General features: G+C 73.2%; 13 protein-coding genes. 7 read left to right on the plus strand and 6 right to left on the minus strand.

Annotation, left to right across the window (positions count from 1 at the left end; translation table 11 throughout):
* Positions 1 to 75 precede the first annotated feature (75 nt).
* The 3 genes from ACFY0X_RS02570 to yjfF are packed head-to-tail and all read left to right on the plus strand — an operon-like array spanning position 76 to position 3,652.
* Positions 76 to 1,599: a sugar ABC transporter ATP-binding protein gene (locus ACFY0X_RS02570; protein WP_387747959.1), complete on the plus strand. Its 1,524-nt coding sequence runs from the start codon at positions 76 to 78 to the stop codon at positions 1,597 to 1,599.
* Positions 1,596 to 2,678: an ABC transporter permease gene (locus ACFY0X_RS02575; protein ID WP_387747961.1), complete on the plus strand. Its 1,083-nt coding sequence runs from the start codon at positions 1,596 to 1,598 to the stop codon at positions 2,676 to 2,678. The genes ACFY0X_RS02570 and ACFY0X_RS02575 overlap by 4 nt, the downstream gene beginning before the upstream one ends.
* Positions 2,675 to 3,652 (plus strand): galactofuranose ABC transporter, permease protein YjfF, encoded by a 978-nt coding sequence (yjfF, locus tag ACFY0X_RS02580; RefSeq protein WP_387747963.1) that lies wholly within the window; start codon positions 2,675 to 2,677, stop codon positions 3,650 to 3,652. Before ACFY0X_RS02575 ends, yjfF begins: the two co-directional genes overlap by 4 nt.
* A gap of 91 nt (positions 3,653 to 3,743) precedes the next feature.
* Here the strand turns inward: yjfF and ACFY0X_RS02585 are convergent, their stop codons facing one another.
* The 4 genes from ACFY0X_RS02585 to ACFY0X_RS02600 all read right to left on the minus strand — a co-directional run bounded on the left by ACFY0X_RS02585 (position 3,744) and on the right by ACFY0X_RS02600 (position 8,493).
* Positions 3,744 to 4,664: a carbohydrate ABC transporter permease gene (locus ACFY0X_RS02585; RefSeq protein WP_387747965.1), complete on the minus strand. Its 921-nt coding sequence runs from the start codon at positions 4,662 to 4,664 to the stop codon at positions 3,744 to 3,746.
* 17 nt (positions 4,665 to 4,681) lie between these two features.
* The gene (locus tag ACFY0X_RS02590; RefSeq protein ID WP_387747967.1) at positions 4,682 to 5,683 is read right to left on the minus strand and encodes a carbohydrate ABC transporter permease; all 1,002 of its coding nucleotides are present in this window, start codon (positions 5,681 to 5,683) and stop codon (positions 4,682 to 4,684) included.
* A gap of 178 nt (positions 5,684 to 5,861) precedes the next feature.
* Positions 5,862 to 7,169, minus strand: coding sequence for an extracellular solute-binding protein (locus ACFY0X_RS02595; protein WP_387747969.1), 1,308 nt, complete (start codon positions 7,167 to 7,169; stop codon positions 5,862 to 5,864).
* Between the two features lie 301 nt (positions 7,170 to 7,470).
* Positions 7,471 to 8,493, minus strand: coding sequence for a LacI family DNA-binding transcriptional regulator (locus ACFY0X_RS02600; protein WP_387747971.1), 1,023 nt, complete (start codon positions 8,491 to 8,493; stop codon positions 7,471 to 7,473).
* Between the two features lie 307 nt (positions 8,494 to 8,800).
* Here ACFY0X_RS02600 and ACFY0X_RS02605 point away from each other — a divergent pair, with 307 nt between their 5' ends.
* Positions 8,801 to 9,775, plus strand: coding sequence for a glycoside hydrolase family 6 protein (locus ACFY0X_RS02605; protein ID WP_387747973.1), 975 nt, complete (start codon positions 8,801 to 8,803; stop codon positions 9,773 to 9,775).
* Positions 9,776 to 9,869: 94 nt separating this feature from the next.
* On the opposite strand, the gene ACFY0X_RS02610 is transcribed toward ACFY0X_RS02605, so the two are convergent.
* Positions 9,870 to 10,670, minus strand: coding sequence for a helix-turn-helix domain-containing protein (locus ACFY0X_RS02610; RefSeq protein WP_387747975.1), 801 nt, complete (start codon positions 10,668 to 10,670; stop codon positions 9,870 to 9,872).
* Positions 10,671 to 10,771: 101 nt separating this feature from the next.
* Here ACFY0X_RS02610 and ACFY0X_RS02615 point away from each other — a divergent pair, with 101 nt between their 5' ends.
* Positions 10,772 to 11,587 (plus strand): phytanoyl-CoA dioxygenase family protein, encoded by an 816-nt coding sequence (locus ACFY0X_RS02615; protein WP_387747977.1) that lies wholly within the window; start codon positions 10,772 to 10,774, stop codon positions 11,585 to 11,587.
* Complete coding sequence (locus ACFY0X_RS02620; RefSeq protein ID WP_387747979.1) at positions 11,584 to 11,934, plus strand: hypothetical protein; 351 nt, start codon at positions 11,584 to 11,586, stop codon at positions 11,932 to 11,934. Before ACFY0X_RS02615 ends, ACFY0X_RS02620 begins: the two co-directional genes overlap by 4 nt.
* A 58-nt stretch (positions 11,935 to 11,992) precedes the next feature.
* Here the strand turns inward: ACFY0X_RS02620 and ACFY0X_RS02625 are convergent, their stop codons facing one another.
* Positions 11,993 to 13,444: a GH1 family beta-glucosidase gene (locus ACFY0X_RS02625; protein ID WP_387747981.1), complete on the minus strand. Its 1,452-nt coding sequence runs from the start codon at positions 13,442 to 13,444 to the stop codon at positions 11,993 to 11,995.
* A 344-nt stretch (positions 13,445 to 13,788) separates the two neighbouring features.
* Here ACFY0X_RS02625 and ACFY0X_RS02630 point away from each other — a divergent pair, with 344 nt between their 5' ends.
* Entirely contained in the window at positions 13,789 to 14,838 is a 1,050-nt protein-coding gene (locus ACFY0X_RS02630; protein WP_387747983.1) for a LacI family DNA-binding transcriptional regulator, read from the plus strand.
* Positions 14,839 to 14,901 lie beyond the last annotated feature (63 nt).

A 14,901-nucleotide genomic window follows, 5' to 3' on the forward strand; every position in this document is an offset into this window, starting at 1 on the left:
GCACGGCCCCGCACGGCCCGGACCGGACCGCCCTCCGGCGGTCCGCGGTCCGGGAGACACGAAAGGAGAACCGGGGTGCGGCAGCAACCGGTCCTGGAAGTCCGGGGGCTCCGGAAGGAGTTCCCCGGGGTGGTGGCGCTGGACGGGGTCGACTTCCGGCTCTTCCCCGGCGAGGTGCACGCCCTGATGGGGGAGAACGGCGCCGGCAAGTCCACGCTGATCAAGGTGCTCACCGGAGTCCACCCGGCCGACGGCGGCGAGGTGCTGCTCGCCGGCCGACCGGTGCGGATCGCCGGACCGGCGCAGGCCCAGCAGGCCGGCATCAGCACGGTCTACCAGGAGGTGAACCTCTGCCCGAACCTGTCGGTCGCGGAGAACGTCCTCATCGGGCGGGAGCCCCGCCGGTTCGGTCTGATCGACTGGCGCGCGCTGCGCCGCCGGGCCGCCGAGCTGGTCCGCGGGCTGGACCTGGACATCGACGTCAGCGCGCCGCTGAGCAGCTACTCCATCGCCGTCCAGCAGCTCGTGGCCATCGTCCGCGCGGTGCACGTCTCCGCCAAGGTGCTGATCCTGGACGAACCCACCTCCAGCCTCGACCGCGACGAGGTCCGCCAGCTCTTCGCCGTCATGCGCCGGCTGCGCGACCAGGGAGTCGCCATCCTGTTCGTCTCGCACTTCCTCGACCAGGTCTACGAGATCTGCGACCGGATGACCGTGCTGCGCAACGGCCGGCTCGAGGGCGAGTACCTGACCAGCGAACTGGACCAGGCCCAGCTGGTCTCCCGGATGATCGGCGCCGAGCTCGCCGGACTCGACCGGCTCGGTGGCGGCAAGCGGCGCGAACGCACCACACCGGCCACCGCGGCGGTGTTCCTGCAAGCCGAGGGGCTGACCCGGCGGGGCGCCGTCGAACCGTACGACCTGACCGTCCGGTCGGGCGAAGTGGTCGGACTGGCCGGGCTGTTGGGCTCCGGACGGACCGAGGCCGCCCGGCTGCTGTTCGGCGCCGACCGGAGCGACGGCGGCACGCTGCGGATCGAGGGCGCCGACACCGCACTGCGCGGACCGCGCGACGCGATCGCCCACGGCATCGCGTTCTGCTCGGAGAACCGCAAGACCGAGGGCCTGGTCGGCGAACTGACCGTCCGGGAGAACATCGTCCTGGCGCTCCAGGCGGCCCGGGGCTGGACCCGTCCGCTGTCCCGCACCGCGCAGGACGAACTCTCCGTGCGCTGGATCCGCGCCCTGGACATCCGTCCCGGCAACCCCGAGGCACTGGTGCGCAACCTCAGCGGCGGCAACCAGCAGAAGGTGCTGCTCGCCCGCTGGCTGATCACCGACCCCAAGCTGCTGATCCTGGACGAGCCGACCCGCGGCATCGACATCGGGGCGAAGGCCGAGATCCAGAAGCTGGTGGCGAAGCTCGCCGAGGACGGCATGGCGGTGCTCTTCGTCTCCGCCGAACTGGAGGAGGTGCTGCGGCTCAGCCACCGGGTCGGCGTGCTGCGCGACCACCGGATGGTCGCCCAGCTGGACAACGACGGCGAGCTCACCCCGGAGCGCGTCATGGCCACCATCGCGAGCGGAGCGGAGCAATGAGCACGGCAACGGCGGCGAGCCCGGCGAAGGCGGTGACCCGGTACCGGCTGTTCTGGCCGGCCGCGGTGCTGGCCGTGCTCCTGGTCGCCAACCTCGCCTTCACCCCCGACTTCTTCGCCGTCCACCTGCGGGACGGCCACCTCTACGGCTCCCTGGTCGACATCCTGCACTTCGGCGCCCCGCTGATCCTGGTCTCCCTGGGCATGACCCTGGTGATCGCCACCGGCGGCATCGACCTGTCGGTCGGCTCGACCGTCGCGATCTCCGGGGCGCTGGCCTGCCTGCACATCAGCCGGTCCGCCGACCCGGGCGGCGTCGGCACCGTGCTGACCGCCGTCGGCTACGCCCTCGGCACCGCCCTGGTGCTCGGCCTCGTCAACGGCGTCCTGGTGGCCAGGGCCGGCGTCCAGCCGATCATCGCCACCCTGATCCTGATGGTCGCCGGGCGCGGGCTGGCCCAGCTGGTCACCGACGGCCAGATCATCACCGTCACCAGCGAGCCCTACAAGCTGATCGGCGGCGACTACTGGCTGACCGTGCCGTTCGCGATCCTGCTCGCCGGCCTGGTCGTCCTGCTCACCGCGCTGCTCACCCGGTCCACCGCGCTCGGCCTGCTGCTGGAGTCGGTCGGCGGCAACCCGGTGGCCAGCCGGCTGGTCGGCATCCGGGCCGTGCGCCTGGTCGGCCTGGTGTACGTTTTCAGCGCGCTGTGCGCGGCGGTCGCCGGGCTGATGGTCTCGTCCAACGTCTCGGCGGCGGACGGCAACAACGCCGGCCTGTGGATCGAACTCGACGCCATCCTCGCCGTGGTGCTCGGCGGGACCTCGCTCAACGGCGGCCGGTTCTCGATCGGCGGCACCGTGCTCGGCGCGCTGATCATCCAGACCCTCTCCACCACCGTCTACACCGTCGGCATCCCGCCGGAGACCACCCTGGTGTTCAAGGCGTTCGTGGTGATCACCGTCTGCCTGGTCCAGTCGCCCGCCTTCCGTGCCAAGTTCGCCGGTCGCCGAGCCCGGCCCCGGCACACCGCCCGGTCGCACCCCGCGGCCCCCACCACCCGGGAGGTCGGCGAATGAACGCCAACGCCCACGCCCTGTCGGCCCGGCTCCGCCGGCAGGTCCCGCTGCTGGTCACCGCGGTCCTGCTGGTGTCGATGTTCGGCGCCGGCTCGGTGGAGTACGACGGGTTCCTCTCCGGCCAGGTCGTGCTCAACCTGCTGATCGACAACGCCTTCCTGCTGGTCGTCGCGGTCGGGATGACGTTCGTCGTGCTGACCGGCGGCATCGACCTGTCGGTCGGCGCGGTGGTCGCGCTGTCCACCGTGGTCTCCGCCTGGCTGGTCGAACAGCACGGCTGGCCACCACTGCTGGTGATCCCGCTGGTCCTGCTGATGGGCACCGGCGGCGGCTGGCTGATGGGCTGGGTCATCCACGTCTTCGAGATCCAGCCGTTCATCGTCACCCTGGCCGGCATGTTCCTCGCCCGCGGCCTGTGCTACACGATCAGCATCGACTCGATCTCCATCACCGACCCGCAGTACACCGCCATGGCGCAGACCCGGATCCCGCTCGGCAGCGTGTTCGTCTCACCGAGCGCGGTGATCGCCCTGCTGGTGGTCGCCGCCGGATTCGTGGTCCTCCACTACACCCGGCTCGGCCGCGACGTGTACGCGCTCGGCGGCAGCGAGCAGTCCGCCCTGCTGATGGGCCTGCCGGTCCAGCGGACCAAGACCACCGTGTACGCGATCAGCGGCTTCTGCTCCGCGCTCGGCGGTGTCCTGCTCACCTTCTACATGCTCTCCGGCTACGGCCTGCACGCGGTCGGCCTGGAACTGGACGCGATCGCCGCGGTCGTCATCGGCGGCACCCTGCTCACCGGCGGCTCCGGCTACCTGCTCGGCACCGTGCTCGGTGTGCTGGTGCTCGGGCTGATCCAGACCGTGATCAGCTTCCAGGGCACGCTCAGCTCCTGGTGGACCCGGATCGTCATCGGCGCCCTGCTGTTCGTCTTCATCGTCCTGCAGCGCCTGATCACCGCGCGCCGGCGCTGACCGCCCGGCGCTGCCGACCGCCGGGCGTGCTGGTCACCCGCCCCGGCCCCGGCCCCGCGCACGCCCGCGGAGCCGGGGCCGGTGCGGCCGGTCAGCCCTTCAGGGCGCCCTGGGTGATGCCGCCGACGATCTGGCGGCCGAAGACGGTGAAGACCAGGAGCAGCGGCGCGGTGCCGACGAGCGCGCCGGCGGTGATGACGGACCAGTCGGTGGACCAGCCGGTGCCGAGCCCGGCGAGGGCGACCTGGACGGTCGGGTTCGTGGCGCCGTTCATCGCGATGACGGGCCACAGGAAGTCGTTCCAGGACTGGACGAAGACGAGCATCCCCAGGACGGCCATGGCGGGCCGGGCGACCGGCAGGACGACGTGCCAGACGACCCGCAGCGAGTGCGCGCCGTCGACCCGGGCCGCCTCCAGCAGTTCGGTGGGCAGGGCCTGGGTGAGGTACTGGCGCATGAAGAAGACGCCGAAGGCGGTCACCAGGGAGGGCAGGACGAGCGCGCCGAGATGGTTGCCGAGCCCCAGGTGCCGCATCAGGATGAACAGCGGCACCACGCTGACCTGGGCGGGCACCGCCATGGTGGCGACGACGAGGGACAGCAGCGCCCCGCGGCCGCGGAAGCGCAGCTTGGCGAACGCGAAGCCGGCCAGCACGGAGAACGCCACCGTGCTGAGCGCGACGGTGCCGGCGACCAGGGTGGAGTTGAGCAGCGCGACGCCCATGCCGCGCGCTCCGGCGTTGTCCCACACGTAGCCGATGTTGTGGAACAGGTTCGATCCGGGCAGGAGCGGCGGGGGCGTGGAGACCACCCGGTGGCTGTCGGTCGACGCCGCCACGAGCGTCCAGTACAGCGGGAACAGCGAGACGAGGGCGGCCACGACCAGCGCCGCCAGGGCGAACGGCCCGGCCCGGTGCTGGTCGCCCGCGCCCGGGGAGCGCAGCCGGCTCCGGCGCCCGGCGCCCCGCCGGCCGGCGGCGGGTGCGGGTGCGGGGGCGGGGATGGTGGTCATGGAGTCGTCCTTCCCGGTCACTTGGCGGCGCGCAGGCGGCGGGCGATCAGCGTGTTGGCCAGTCCGACCAGCAGGAGCAGGCCGAACATCAGCCAGGCGATGGCCGAGGCGCGTCCGAGCAGGCTGTAGTGGAAGCCCTGGTCGTACATGAGGATGCCGAGGGTCTCGTACTGGTGGTCGGTGCCGCCCTGGTGGCCGCTCTGCCCGCCGAACAGGTAGGGCTCGCCGAAGAGTTGGGTCGATCCGATGAACGAGACGACGACGGTGAACAGGATGGTCGGGCGCAGTTCGGGGATCGTGACGTGGCGGAACTGCCGCCAGCGGTTGGCCCCGTCGATCGCGGCGGCCTCGTACAGCTCGCGGGGGACAGCCTGCATCGCGGCGAGGTAGATCAGCGCGTTGTAGCCGGTCCAGCGCCAGATGACGATCACCGAGACGGCGAACTGGGAGCTCCAGGTGCCGGACTCCCAGCGGACCGGCCCGAGGTCCACCAGCCCGAGCAGCCAGTTGGCCATGCCGCCCTCGGGGCTGAAGATCAGCGCGAAGACGAGCGTGGCGGCCGCCACCGAGGTCGCGTACGGCGCGAGCAGCGCCGTGCGGAAGAAACCCCGGGCCGGGAGGCGGTAGTTGAGCAGGTGGGCGAGGCCGAGCGCGATCAGCAGCTGGGGGACGGTGGACAGCACGCCGAGGCTGACCGTGTTGCGCAGGGCGTTCCAGAAGAGCTCGCTCGCCGGCCCGAACAGCAGGTCCTGGTAGTTCTGGAGACCGACCCAGTCGGTCCGGTCCACGTTGTACAGGCTGACCTGGTGCAGGGACAGCCAGCCGGTGTAGACGAGGGGGAAGAGCCCGAAGACCGCGAACACCACGAAGAAGGGCGCGACGAACACGTACGGCGAGCCGGTGTGGTCCCAGCGGCGCAGCCGGCGGCGCAGGCCGGTCGGCTCCGCGCGGCGCTCCGGCGGGCTCGGGGCGGGTGGGTCGGCCGGGTCTCTTCGGGGGGTGCGGGTCGGGGTGGCCACAAGTTCCTCCGTGCCGGGTCGACGGCCGGCTGGGGTCGTCGCGTCGTTCGTGGACAGGGGGTCGGTCGGTCTCGGTCGTTCGGGGGTGGCGGCCGTACGGACGGCCCGGGGGAGTGGCGGCGGTACGGAACCGCGCCGGGGCGGGGGCCGCGCGGTCCGTACGGCCGGGGCCCGGCGGCTACTGGACGGTGCTCGCGAGCTGCTTGACGGTGGCGGCCCAGGCCTCCTCGGGGCTCTGGTGGTTCTGCTCCATCAGCTGCACGCCGTTGCCGAACGCCCCGTGGAAGTCGCCGTGGTGCGGCCCGGTCTCGGCCGGCTGGATGGCCTTGGCGGCGGTGGAGAAGATCCGACCGGTGGGGGCGTTCGGGCCGATGTACGGGTTGGTGAAGTCCGTGACGCCCGGCAGCGCGTACGCCTTCTGGTTGGAGGGGATGTTGCCGACCTTCTGGAAGACCTTGGCCTGCTGCTCGGGCGCGGTGAGCCAGGCGGCCAGCGCCTGGGCCTGGGCGACGTGCTTGCCGGAGGCCGGCACCGTCAGGAACGAGCCGCCCCAGTTCCCGGCGGCGGGGGCCTGCGCGACGTTCCACTTCCCGGCGTTGCCCGGGCCGGAGTACTTCTCGATGTTGGCCTGCTGCCAGGACGGGCAGACGGTGGTGGCGAACGTGGAGTTGGAGAAGGCCGTCTGCCAGGGGGTGTCGAACTCCTTGAGCCCCTGGGTGATGCCGGCCTGGACGGCGTCGGAGGCCAGCTTCCAGCCCTTCCGCACACCGGCGGAGCCCTGGTAGTCGGCCTTGCCGTTCTTGTAGTACTGCTCGGTGTCGGAGGAGACCACGCCGTTGTACAAGCCGGTGGCGGTGTCCATGAAGAAGGTCCCCTGGGGGGCCTTGGCCTGGTACCGGCGGCCGGCCTCGACGTACTTGGCCCAGTCGCCCGCCCACAGGGCGCCGACCGACGCGGGGTCGCCGGGCAGGCCCGCCGCCTCGAAGAGGTCCTGGCGGTAGCAGATCGCCATCGGGCCGACGTCGGTGCCGAGGCCGACGGTCTTGCCCTGGGCGGTGGTCGCCTGCTTCCACTTCCACGGCAGGTAGGCGTCCTTGTCGACGCCCGGGGCCTTCGACAGGTCGGTGAAGGCGGCGCTGAGCTGGTCGGAGGCGGCGAGCGCGATCCGGCTCACCTCCAGGGCCTGGATGTCGTCGAGCCCGCCGCCCGACAGCCGGGTCTGCAGCGCCGTCCAGTAGTCGCCCTCCACCGTGGTGGCGTTCTCCTTGACGGTGATGTTCGGGTGCTCCTTCATGTACTCGTCGAAGAGCCCGGCGTCCTTGTAGCCGAAGGTGCCGAAGTCGCCCACGGTGAGCGTGATCTTCGCGTTCGGGTCGTCCGAGCCGGAGCCGGACCCTCCGGAGGAGCAGCCGGTGACCAGGGCCGCGGTGACGGCGGCGGCCGACAGGAGGGCGGGGGCTCTGCGGGAACGGCTGCGCAGGAACATGGGGTTCTCCAGGGGCGGTAGCGGGACGCGCGGGGGTGGGCCGCGCTCGTGATGCCGGGAGCGGGGCCGCGAGCGGTCGTGAGGGGTGGGTGAGGACGCGCAGGGGGCCGGGGTGGACTCGCCCCGGCGGCCCGGGAGCGTCCGCCGGAGGCGTGGGAGCGCTCCCAAGGGGGAACCCTGCTCCCTCCGGGACGGACTGTCAAGAGCTCTGGCAGCAGGGGAGTTGGGGCCGTTCGACCGTCCCGCGCGGGCGGGCCGCCGGCCGGGCCAGTCCGCGGGCGGGGCGCGGAGTCGCGGACGGTCAGGCGGGTGGGGGCGCGGAGTCGCGGACGGTCAGGCGGGTGGGGAGGACGAGGGGGCTCGGGTCCTGGCCGTCGAGGACGGCCACCAGCATCCGGGCCATCTCCAGCCCGAGCGCGCGCACCGGCTGGTGAACGGTCGTCAGCGGCGGATCGGCGTACAGGGCGTCGGCGAGGTCGTCGAAGCCGACGACCGCGACGTCCTCGGGCACGCGCCGGCCGTGTCGGCGCAGGGCGCGCAGCGCTCCCAGGGCCATGCCGTCGTTGGCCGCGAACACCGCGTCGATGTCCGGACGGTCCGCGAGCAGCCGCTCCATCGCGGCCTCACCGCCGGCCCGGGTGAAGCCGCCGGTCGCCACGCCGGCGTCGGACCGGCCGGCCAGGACGAGTGCCTCGCGGAAGCCCTGTTCGCGGGCGACGGCGGCCTGGAGGTCGACCTGTCCGGTGATCATCGCGATGTTCCGGCGCCCGCCGCGCACCAGGTGCTCGACGGCCAGCCGCGCGCCGCCCCGGTTGTCCGGATCCACGTACCAGCGGGGCGTGCCCGTCAGGGGCAGGCCGCCGAAGACCACGGGCAGGCTGGTCTGCTCGGCCAGCCGGCCCAGCGGGTCGTCGCCGCGCACCGCCATCAGCATCACGCCGTCCGCCCGGTGGGAGCTCAGGACGCGCTCCAGGCGTTCCCTGCCGCGCGGGGTGTCGGCCAGCAGCAGGACCAGTTCGAGGTCCGTCCGGTCGAGGTGGGAGCTGACGCCCACCGTCACCTCGGCGAAGAACGGGTCGGCGAACAGGCCGGGCTCGTCGCCGGCCACCGCCAGCACGACCGCCCCCGCGCGCCGGGTCGCCAGCGCCCGGGCGGTCGGATTCGGCGTGTAGTCGAGCTCGCGGACGGCCCGCTCCACCGCGGCGCGCTTGGCGGCGCTCACGTGCGGCACGTTGTTGATCACCCGGGACGCCGCCGTGCGGGAGACACCGGCCCGGGCGGCGACCTCGTCCAGCGTCGGCCGGCGTCGTGGAGACGTCCCCATCGCGATCGCCGATCCTCCCGTTGCCGTCGCGGCGTTCTGCGGACCATCGTTCCACGGACGTGCCGCCGCCGGCGGGTGAATTCGACCCGAAGCCGCTCGCTCGACGGACCGGAAGCGCTTCCAGGCCGGGCGGCGGTCGGTCCGGCCCCGCTCCGCATGGGCGGGCAGGCCGCCGCTGCCAGGCGAGCCCCGAAACAAGGGCCTTGTGCGGGCGGCGTCTTGACAGGCCGTCCGGAAAGCCCCAATCATCTGGGAACCGGAAGCGCTTCCATCCTCCCCCCAAACCCCCACCCGTGGAGGAAGCACCATGCTCCGTTCGCGCCGTACCCGTTCCCTGCTCCTGGCCCCGGTGCTGAGCACCGCCCTCCTCACGCTCCACCCCGCGGCCGCCCACGCGGCCGACCCCACCACGATGACCAGCGGCTTCTACGTGGACCCCGACTCCTCCGCGCGGCGGTGGGTCGACGCCAACCCGGGCGACGGCCGCGCCCCCGCGATCCGGTCCTCGATCGCCGACGTGCCGACGGCGCGCTGGTTCGGCAACTGGAGCGGCACCATCGGGACGGCCACCGGCTCCTTCGTCGGTGCGGCCGCCGCCCAGCGCAAGCTGCCCGTCCTGGTGGCGTACAACATCCCCAACCGTGACATCTGCGCGGGCCAGTCCGGCGGCGGGGCGGGCAGCGCCGCCGACTACCGGACCTGGATCGCCGCCTTCGCGAGCGGCATCGGCAGCCGGCCGGCGGTGGTCGTCCTCGAACCCGACTCGCTCGGCGACGAGAGCTGCATGAGCCCGGCCCAGATCACCGAGCGCAACGCCCTGCTGAGCGACGCCATCGCGCAGTTCAACACCAAGGCCCCGAACACCTGGGTCTACCTCGACGCGGGCAACCCCGGCTGGCTGAGCGCCGACACCATGGCCCGGCACCTGGCCGCAGCCGGGGTGAGCGGGGCGCACGGGTTCTCGCTGAACGTGTCGAACTACCTCACCACCTCCGAGAACACCGCCTACGGCAACGCCGTCAACGCGGCCCTGAGGGCCGCCAAGGGCTTCACCAAGCCATACGTCATCGACACCAGCCGCAACGGCAACGGCTCCAACGGGGCGTGGTGCAACCCGGCGGGGCGGCGGATCGGCCGGCCCTCGCAGCTCGGCGGCGGTGCCGAGATGCTGCTGTGGATCAAGGCACCCGGCGAGTCCGACGGCAACTGCGGCGTCGGCGCCGGATCCACCGCCGGACAGTTCCTGCCCGAGGTCGCCTACAAGATGATCTACGGCTACTGACGGGAACCGACGCCCGCGTGGCGTCGCCGCCCGCCCGTTCGAAGCGCCCGGTGGGGCGGCCCTCGACTCCGGGGCCGCCCCACCGGGCGCGCGGCTACCGGGCGGGCGGGTCGTCCGGACGGCTCCGGGCCGTGCGGACGGCGCGGGGGGAGGCGCCGAGTTCGCGCCGGCAGGCCTTGTTGAAGGCGTGCAGGTCGGGGATGCCCACGGAGGCGGCGATCGCGGGGATGGAGAGCGTCGTGGCGCGCAGGAAGTGGCGGGCGCGTTCCATCCGGCGGGCGCGGATGTAGCCGACGACGGTTTCGCCGGTGGCGGCGCGGAACAGCCGGGTGAGGTGGTTGTGCGAGACGCCGGCGGCGCGCGCGATCTCGGGCACGGTGAGGGGTTCGGCGAGTCGGGCCTCGATCAGGGCGGTGGCGGAGGCGACCGAAGGGTGGACGGCCGGGGTGCCGGGCTCGCCGGGAGGGGCGAGCACGGCGATCCGCCACAGCGCGGACCAGATCTCGGCGGCGGCCCGGGCGGGCGTGCGCGGCCAGGCGGCGAGCGCCTGACGGAACCGGGCGGTGAGCGGGTCGAGTTCGGGCCCGGCGGGCTGGATGACGGGGATCCGGTGCGGGGTGCCGGCGGTGCCGAGGCGCAGGTGGACGTAGAAGTGCTCGGAGCGGCCCCGGTAGCGGTAACGGACGTCGGAACCGGGCGGTACCAGGCTGACCCGGCCGGGACGGATGCTGTACGGGGTGCCGTCCACCGTCAGGTCGGCGTGGTAGTCGTAGAGATGGAGTTGCCAGAGGTCCGGCAGCGAGAACACGTCCACGTGGCCGGCCGGTCCGTGCACGCCGATGCCGACGCCGGCGAGGGTCGGTGGCTCGTCGAGCCGGGCGAGGACTGTGCGCATGGCCACGAGTTCTACCACGCGCGGAGGACGGTGAAAACGGACCACCGGAGGGTGAACCCGGCCCACGCGGTGGTGCGCCGGCCGGACCTAGCGTGGCGGCCATGGAGAAAACGGGAGAACTGCTGTCGTCGGTGCGCATGGCGCGCTTCGTGGCACGGGGGTCGCTGCGGCTGGACGCCGTGGTCCCGGCGGAGATGAACGCCGAGGGCCTCGCGGTCCTGGCGGCGGGCCTGCCGGACGTGCCGTACGGAACGCCGGTGCCCGAGGCGTACGCGGAGGGTTCGTTCGTCCGTCGCCTGCTGGAACTGCCGCAGGTGGCGGGCGCGTTGGACAGCCTGGTCGGACCGGAGCCGTGGGTCGACCACCACGCGGTGCACATCCGCGAGCCGCACGGCGGCTCGGCGCAGCCGCTGCACGCGGACGCGATCATCGACGTCCGGCCGGACGCGTTCGACGTGCAGCTGATGTACTACCCGCAGGACGTGACGCTGGAGATGGGCGGAACGCTCAGTGTGCCGGGCAGCCACCTGCGGCGGACCAACGAGTCCGACACCGGCCGCTACCAGAACCTGCGCGGCCAGGACCGCCTGGTCTGCCCCGCGGGGACGGTGGTGTTTCTGCACCACGGACTCTGGCACGGCGGCCGGCGCAACGACAGCGACACCGTCCGCTACATGTTCAAGATCCGCTTCAATCCGAGGGTCCGCCAGCGACTGCTCTGGGACACCTCCGACCTCCACGACCCGCGGGTGAAAACCGAGTTGGACGCGGTCTTCCCCTGGTACGAGTGGGCGACCGGCCGGCTGGAGCGGTACAACCGCATCCTGCTGTGGCGGGAGCTGACCGGCGACCCGGGCTACGACCTCGACCACTGGGTGACCAGGGTCTCCAACCGCCCGAAGGAGACGGCGGCATGACGACTACGACGACCGCGACGACCTCGACCGCACGGACCGCACGGACCGGCGAGGCCGCCGTACCGCGCCAGCAGGTGCTGGTGCTGTACCTGGCCGACTCCCGGCTGGACTCGGAGGTGGTCGGCTGGACGCGCTACGACGGCACCGGCCGCACCTCGCCGACGACCGGCGACAGCGACGAACCGCCGTACGGGAGCGGGGTGGAGGCGCTGCTGGACGGCTGGCGGCTGTTCCAGGCCGCGCAGCTGATCCCGCCGTACCCGGGTCACGAGTACGACGTCTCCTTCCTCAAGCACGAGTACTTCTTCGAGCGGATCGTCCCGGTCCCCGAGCCGGGCGCCCGGTAGCGGCCCCGGCGCAGGCCCCGCGTCCCGTGCGGACGGGGGCCTGCGCCGGTCCGGAGGGCTACCCCTCGGCCGGTGGGCGCAGCTCGCCGGTCCGGGCCACCCGGGCGTACCAGTGGGCGCTGGTCTTGGGGGTGCGGGTCTGGGTCGGGTAGTCGACGTGGACGAGGCCGAAGCGCTTGGCGTAGCCGTACGCCCACTCGAAGTTGTCCAGCAGGGACCAGGCGAAGTAGCCGCGCACGTCCGCGCCGTCCGCGGTCGCGCGGTGGATCGCCGCCAGATGGGCGTGGAGGTAGGCGGCGCGTTCCGGGTCGTGGACCGTGCCGTCCTCGCCGACCTCGTCCTGGTAGGCGGCGCCGTTCTCGGTGACCACCAGCGGCAGGTCGGGGTACCGGCGGGCGAGGCCGGTCAGCAGCTCGTACAGGCCGGAGGGGTCGACGGCCCAGTCCATCGCGGTCCGCTCGCCCGGTGCCGGGTGGAAGCCGACCCGGTCCGCGCCCGGCCAGGGCGAGGCGGTGCCGCCGCCGTGGCCGTCCGCGCGGGCGGGGGCGGTGCCCTCGGGGGTCGCGGAGACGACGGTGGGCGTGTAGTAGTTGACGCCCAGCCAGTCCACCGGCTGGTGGATCTCCTTCTCGTCGCCGGCCCGGACGAAGGACCAGTCGGTGAGGTGGGCGGTGTCGGCCAGCAGGTCCTCCGGGTAGGCGCCCTCCAGCATCGGGCCGAGGAAGACCCGGTTGCCGACGGCGTCGATCCGGCGCACGGCGTCCCGGTCGTCGGCCGACGGGGTGAGCGGGCGCAGCGCGTGCAGGTTGAGCGAGACGGACAGCTGCGCGTCGGCGGGCAGCACACCGCGCAGCGCGGTGACGGCCAGGCCGTGGCCGAGGTTGAGGTGGTGGGCGGCGCGCAGGGCGGCCACCGGGTCGGTGCGGCCGGGGGCGTGGACGCCGGAGCCGTAGCCGAGGAAGGCGCTGCACCAGGGTTCGTTGAGGGTGGTCCAGTGGCCGATCCGGTCGCCGAGTGCCTCGCCCACCAGCCCGGCGTACTCGGCGAACCGCTCGGCGGTGGTGCGCTCGGGCCAGCCGCCCGCCGACTCCAGCTCCTGCGGGAGGTCCCAGTGGTAGAGCGTGGCGACGGGGGTGATCCCGGCGGAGAGCAGCTCGTCGGTGAGGCGGCGGTAGAAGTCCAGGCCCTGCTGGACGGCCGGGCCGTGGCCGGTGGGCTGGACGCGCGGCCAGGAGACGGAGAAGCGGTAGGCGGTCAGCCCGAGCCCGGCCATCAGCCGGACGTCCTCGCGGAAGCGGTGGTAGTGGTCGACCGCGACCTCGCCGGTGTGGCCCTGGAAGACCTTGCCGGGGGTGCGGCAGAAGGTGTCCCAGATCGAGGCGGTGCGGCCGTCCTCGGCGGTGGCGCCCTCCACCTGGTAGGCGGAGGTGGCCGCGCCCCAGAGGAATCCGGCCGGGAACCGGGGCGGGGCGGTGGAGGTCGGGTGGGGACGGGAGGGGGGCACGGGCACGGATCACTCCAACGGTGAGGGGTTCGGCGTTCGGGTGGGTGGAGACCACGCTGACGGTGAAGGTGTTGTCCAGGGCGTTGCGGAGGAAACCGCCGGTCCGGGGGCGGGCGCTGCCGGGGCTCACCGGTGGCGGCTCCCGGAAAGAGGCGTGGGAGCGCTCCCACGTCCTGACCGAAGGTTCCTTCCTCAGCTGATCCGGTGTCAAGGGAAGAAGCCGAACTGCCCCGGGAGTGGCTGCCGATCGGCCGGCCGCGCGCGGGGTCGGCGCCCACCCGGTCCGGACGGTCCGTGGCGGTGCTCCACCCTGGTGACCTACGATCGCCTGCCAGGAGGGCGTGAGACCGATGGCGGCGACGGAAGGCGGGTGGGCGGTGGGCGGACGGCAGACCGGAAGGCCGACCCTGGAGGAGGTCGCGGCCAGGGCCGGGGTCGGGCGCGGCACGGTGTCCCGGGTGATCAACGGCTCGTCGCGGGTCAGCGAGCAGGCGAAGGAGGCGGTCGACCGGGCCGTCGCGGAGCTCGGCTACGTGCCCAACCGGGCGGCCCGGGCCCTGGCCGGCAGCCGGACCGACGCGGTCGCGCTGGTCGTGCCGGAGACCGAGGCGCGGCTGTTCGCGGAGCCGTACTTCCTGGACATCATCCGCGGGGTGAGCGCCGAACTCGCGGCGTCCGACAAGCAGTTGCTGCTCACGCTGATCCGCACCGAGCAGGAGCGGCAGCGCTTCGAGCAGTACCTCGCGGCCCAGCGGGTGGACGGTGTGCTGCTGGTGTCCGTCCACCGGGACGACCCGCTGCCGGACCAGGTGCGCGCGCTGGGCCTGCCGGTGGTGCTGAACGGGCGCCGCTCGCCGCGGGAACCGGTGGCGTACGTGGACTCCGACAACGTGGGGGCCGGCCGGTCGGCCGTGGACCACCTGGCCGGGCGCGGGCGGCGCCGCATCGCCACCATCACCGGTCCGCTCGACATGGACGCGGCCGAGGGCCGGTTGGCCGGCTACCGCGAGGGGCTGGCGGCGGCCGGACTGCCGGAGGACGAACGGCTCGTCGCCACCGGGGACTTCACGGAGGACGGCGGCCGCCGGGCGATGCGCGAACTGCTGGAGCGCCGCCCCGACCTGGACGCGGTGTTCGCCGCCTCCGACCTGATGGCGGTCGGGGCCCTCGCCGTCCTCCGGGCCAGGGGCCTGGAGGTGCCGGGCGATGTCGCGCTGGTGGGCGTCGACGACTCGCCGGTGGCCCGCCACCTCGACCCGCCGCTGACCACCGTCCGCCAGCCGATCGAGCGGATGGGCCGCACGATGGCCGGGCTCCTGCTGCGGCAGATCGCCGGGGAGGACGCGGAGCCGTCCCGCCTGGTGCTGCCGACGGAGCTGGTGGTGCGGCAGTCCTCCTGACCGGCGGTCCTCCTGACCGGCGACCGTCCGGAGCCAGGCGCGGCTCCGGACGGCCGGGGCGTT

The sequence above is a fragment of the Kitasatospora sp. NPDC001547 genome (assembly GCF_042894165.1).
Lineage (GTDB): Bacteria > Actinomycetota > Actinomycetes > Streptomycetales > Streptomycetaceae > Kitasatospora.